Annotated in this window: 3 protein-coding genes; 1 reads left to right on the top strand and 2 read right to left on the bottom strand. The window is 74.7% G+C overall.

Translation table 11 applies throughout. The features are described from left to right. Positions 1-51: 51 nt before the first annotated feature. Together ACFU6K_RS32585 and ACFU6K_RS32580 are read right to left on the bottom strand one after the other, a co-directional pair. Complete coding sequence (locus ACFU6K_RS32585) at positions 52-1302, bottom strand: hypothetical protein (protein ID WP_380669191.1); 1251 nt, start codon at positions 1300-1302, stop codon at positions 52-54. Between the two features lie 176 nt (positions 1303-1478). Then, positions 1479-2855 (bottom strand): hypothetical protein, encoded by a 1377-nt coding sequence (locus tag ACFU6K_RS32580; protein WP_049649968.1) that lies wholly within the window; start codon positions 2853-2855, stop codon positions 1479-1481. Between the two features lie 306 nt (positions 2856-3161). Here ACFU6K_RS32580 and ACFU6K_RS32575 point away from each other — a divergent pair, with 306 nt between their 5' ends. Next, on the top strand, positions 3162-3872 hold the full coding sequence (locus ACFU6K_RS32575) for a bifunctional DNA primase/polymerase (RefSeq protein WP_380669189.1): 711 nt from the start codon (positions 3162-3164) through the stop codon (positions 3870-3872). Positions 3873-4297 lie beyond the last annotated feature (425 nt).

Genomic DNA, 4297 nt, shown 5'->3' with positions numbered 1-4297 from the left:
GGCCCGTCCCCTCCGGTCCTTCAGCGGCCGCCACCGCTCAGCGGTCGCCGTTCAGAGGTCGCCGTCGCTCCGGTTGGGCAGTCCGCTCTGGGCGGCGATCGTGTTCCAGAGCGTGGCGGCCTGCTTCTTCGCGGTGGTCGCGGTGCCGCTGGCCTGGACGGCGTTCTTGTAGTGCGGGTTGTCCTGCTTCTTCGCGTCGCAGGTGCCCTGGGCGTCCTGCGCCCAGGCCGCGTACTCGTCGTCGGCCTGGGCCGAGGCCGTCCAGGCCGCGTTGAGCTGGTCGACCAGCTGCTGGCCGCCGGGCAGCTTGTCGGTCTTCAGCTGGCCGAGCTTGCTCTGGAGCTCGCGCCGCTTGCCGGCCGCGGCGGTCAGCGCCTGCTGGGACTCGGGCAGCTTGTCGCACTTCTGCACCGAGGCGACCGCGGAGACCACCGAGCTGCGGCTGTCGCTCGCGGTGCCAAGCAGGTCCGACAGCGGCTGCGCCTGGGCCTTGACGTCCGGGTCGACGGCCGCGCCGGAGCCGCTCGCGCTCGCCGTCCCCGGGGCACCGGTGCCGGTGGTTCCGGCGGTGGCGGCCACCGGGCCGGTCTTCTTGCCGTCGTCCTTGGGCCCGCTGCCGCCGTTCATCAGGACGGCGACCAGGATGCCGGCCGCCGCGCAGCCCGCCACCACACCGCCGATGATCAGCTTGTTGGACGGGCGTCCGCCCCGCCCCGAGCCGCCCGCCTGGGTCGCGTCGAAGCCCTGGCCGTAGTCCTGCCCCTGCTCCGGGGCGTAGCCCTGGTGGTAGTCCTGCGCCGGGTAGGCCGGCTGCGGCTGGGCGGCCGGCGGGTAGGCCTGGTACCCCGGCGCGGGCTGCGGCTGCGGGTAGCCGGGCTGGGCCTGCGCCGCCGGGTAGCCGGGCTGGACCTGCGGGTCGCCGCCGGGGTAGGGCGGCAGGTACTGGGTCTCCGGGGCCGGATCGGGCTGCGGCGCGCCGTACCCGGGCTGCGCGGCGCCGTAGCCGGGCTGCGGCGCGCCCCACGGGGCACTCGGTGCGGGCATCGGCTGGCCCACCGGCGACTGGCCCGCCGGCGACTGGCCGGGCATCGGCTGCGCGGGCATGGCCTGGGTCGGCAGCGCGTGCGCGCCCTCGCCGAGGTACTCCGGCTGCCCGGACGGCTGTCCCACCGGCGGCACCGCCGAGTGGGCCTGCGGCGGGCCCGGCTGGCCCGGCTGGCCCTGGGGCTGGCCGGGCTCGGGGCGGAACAGGTCGTCCAGGTTGAAGTCACCGGAGTTCGGGTACGAGCGGCGCTGACTCAACGCGATTCCTCACCTGTGCAGGACCGCGCACTGACGGCGGACCACATCTCGTCGGTTCTTGGGAGCATCACAGTTCCATTGGACGTCGCGCCCACGCTACCGGTTCGCCTCACCGGGTGACCACGTGGGCGGGACATCCGTCACGCTCCCTGCACAGACGACCCGCGGCGGCCCCGCTAAGCCGCCTCGGCGTCCGCCCGGGCGTGGAACTCCCGGACCACCCGCTGCTCCCGGTACGGCTCCAGGCGGCGCCGGAACTCGTCCAGGTACTCCACGCCCCGGTTGGAGCGCAGCCCGCTCAGCAGCCGGACCGCCTGGGTGCCCGTCTCGCAGGCGCGTTCCAGGTCCCGCTGCTGGAGCTGGGCGGTGGCCAGCAGGACGAGGTCCACCGCGCGGCGCCGGACCCGGGTCGGCGGGTGCAGGTCGAGCGCCCGCCGGGCGTAGTGCTCGGCCGGGCCGGCCTGCTCCAGGTCCCGGTGGCAATGGGCCAGCTCGTCCGCGAGGTAGGCGTCGTCGAAGTGGGCGATCCAGTCCGGGTCGTCCTCCGGGCGGCGCTTCTCCATCGCCTCCAGCGCCCTGGCCGACACCGTCTCGCAGGAGCGGGCGTCGCCGAGCAGGGCGTGGCCGCGGGCCTCGGCGGCGTAGAACATCGCCATCGCCGTCGGGGTGGCCACCGAGCGGGCGCCTTCCTGGGCGGCGCGGGCGAGTTGGGCGATCTCGCGCGGGTTGCCGAGGGTGGCGGCCAGGTGGCTCATCGAGGCGGCCAGCACGTAGCCGCCGTAGCCGCGGTCGTCGGCGGCCTGGGCCAGCCGCAGCGCCTGGATGTAGTAGCGCTGGGCGAGCCCGGGCTGTCCGGTGTCCACCGCCATGTAGCCGGCCAGTTCGGTCAACCGGGCCACGGCGGCGAAGAGTTGGCGTCCGGTCTCCTCCCGGTAGGCGCCGCCGAGCAGGCCGGAGACCACCGAGTTGAGGTAGTGCACCACCACCGGGCGCACGTGGCCGCTGCCGAAGCGGTGGTCCAGGTCGACCAGCATCGCGGTGGTCGCCTTGATCGCGGCCACGTCGGTCGGACCGACCCGGGGGCCGCCGGCCCGCGCCACCACCGGGTCCGGCGGAGTGATCAGCCAGTCCCGGCTGGGCTCCACCAGCGCGGAGGCGGCGACCGTCGCGCCGGTCAGGAAGTCCCGCCGGCCGACGTCACTGCGCCACAGCTCGCACACCTGCTCCAGGGCGGCACCGATGGTCGGCGCGAACTGGAGCCCGATGCCGGAGCTCAGGTTCTTGCCGTCCGCCATGCCGATCTCCTCGACCGACACGCTGCGGCCGAGCTTGCGGCCGAGGGCCTCGGCGATCACGGCCGGCGCCTGCCCGCGCGGCTGCTGCCCGCGCAGCCAGCGGGCGACGGAGGTCTTGTCGTACCGAAGGTCCAGCCCGTGCTCGGCGCCGCAGAGGTTGACCCTCCGGGCCAGGCCGGCATTGGAACAGCTGGCCTCCTGGATCAGTTGCTGCAGACGCTCGTTGGGCTGTCGTGCGACGAGTGGTCTCGCGGCCATTGGGCTTCGCCTCCCCACACCCTCCGGTCCCGGCCGGCGGGCGACGATTCTGCTGATCTGTTGCCGACTGTCCGACCGTCCAAGGAATCTGACACCAGGTTAGCGATCAGCAACGCCAGCGGGATACCCACGGTGACGAACCGCACCCCCCTTGCGCCCTGGTAAATGCTCCTGTGCGCCCCCGCTGCGCCTGCCCTCGGGCCCTTCAACTCGGTCGACTAACCGGAACGGGTGACATTGCCGCGATGCACCCAACCGGGCGGCTCCGGGCCGTAACCAGCCTCACGCACGGTAGTTGAGCACCCCGTGGAAGACATCCCCGACGCGGACCGGAACGAGAAGGCCGCTCCGCCCCCCTTACTCATCGAGGCCGTCGGCTACGCCGAGACCCGCCACTGGGAGGTCGCCCCGGGCGCCTGGCTGGTCGACGACGGCGACGGCGGCGTCCGCTGCTCCTGCGGCGACCGGCGCTGCACGCTGCCGGGCGCCCACCCGCTGGACCCGGACTGGGCGCGGCAGGCGAGCGCCGGTCCCGGCGCGGTGCGGAGCTGGTGGACCGAGCGGTCGCAGGCGTCGATCCTGCTGCCCACCGGGCGCTCGTTCGACGTCCTGGACGTCCCGGAGACGGCCGGCTGCCTGGCGCTCGCCCGGATGGAGCGGATGGACCTCCAGCTCGGCCCGGTGGTGGTCCAGCCCGCCGCGCCCGGGCGGATCGGGCGGCGGCTGCACTTCCTGGTGCTGCCCGGGGTCGCGGCCAGGCTCCCGGAGATGCTCCGCCGGCTCGGCTGGCCGCCCGGCCGGCTGGACCTGGTCGCCCGCGGCGAGGGGGACTGGACGGTCGCCCCGCCGTCCCGGATCGGCTCCCTCGGGTACGCCCAGTGGGCCCGCTCCCCCACCGCGCTCAACCGCTGGCTGCCGGACGCCGCAGAACTGATCAGTCCGCTCGCGTATGCCTGCGGCCGCGACGCGCCCTCGGTCCGCACCGCCGGGGCCGCCCAGCCCGCGCCGGTGGGCTGAGCCCGGGCCGCTCCCCCGAGCCGCCACCTCCGACCCACTCCCCCGAGCCACTCTGCTCCGTTCGGCCCCGGGCGTGTCGGACGCCCCCGAGACCAGCCGCCCTCTGCCGATCGGGTGAGGGCGCGCTCCGCGCGACACCCCGCGCGCGAGTGACGGGCCTTGTCCCCCACCGGGGACGGGGCCCGTCATACGCATGTCCGGATAAGGCCTCCGTGTACCCGCTGGTCAAACGGCAAAGCCCCTCGTACGAGTGACAGCGCTCAAGGATTGCCATGATCGGCCGAGGGGAGGAATTGCGATGTGTGGGGACGCCGGCAGGGGCGCTCGGACGGGGAAGCCGGGCGGCGGCGACGGAGGGGAAGCGGGAGGGAACAGGAGGGGACGGAGGGGACGGGGAGGAGGAAGGGGCCCGCTGCAGGGAGAGC

The sequence above is a fragment of the Kitasatospora sp. NPDC057512 genome, from assembly GCF_042802135.1.
Classification (GTDB): domain Bacteria; phylum Actinomycetota; class Actinomycetes; order Streptomycetales; family Streptomycetaceae; genus Kitasatospora.
Note: the sequence above shows the minus strand (reverse complement) of the source record. Positions and strands in the feature narration are given on the sequence as shown.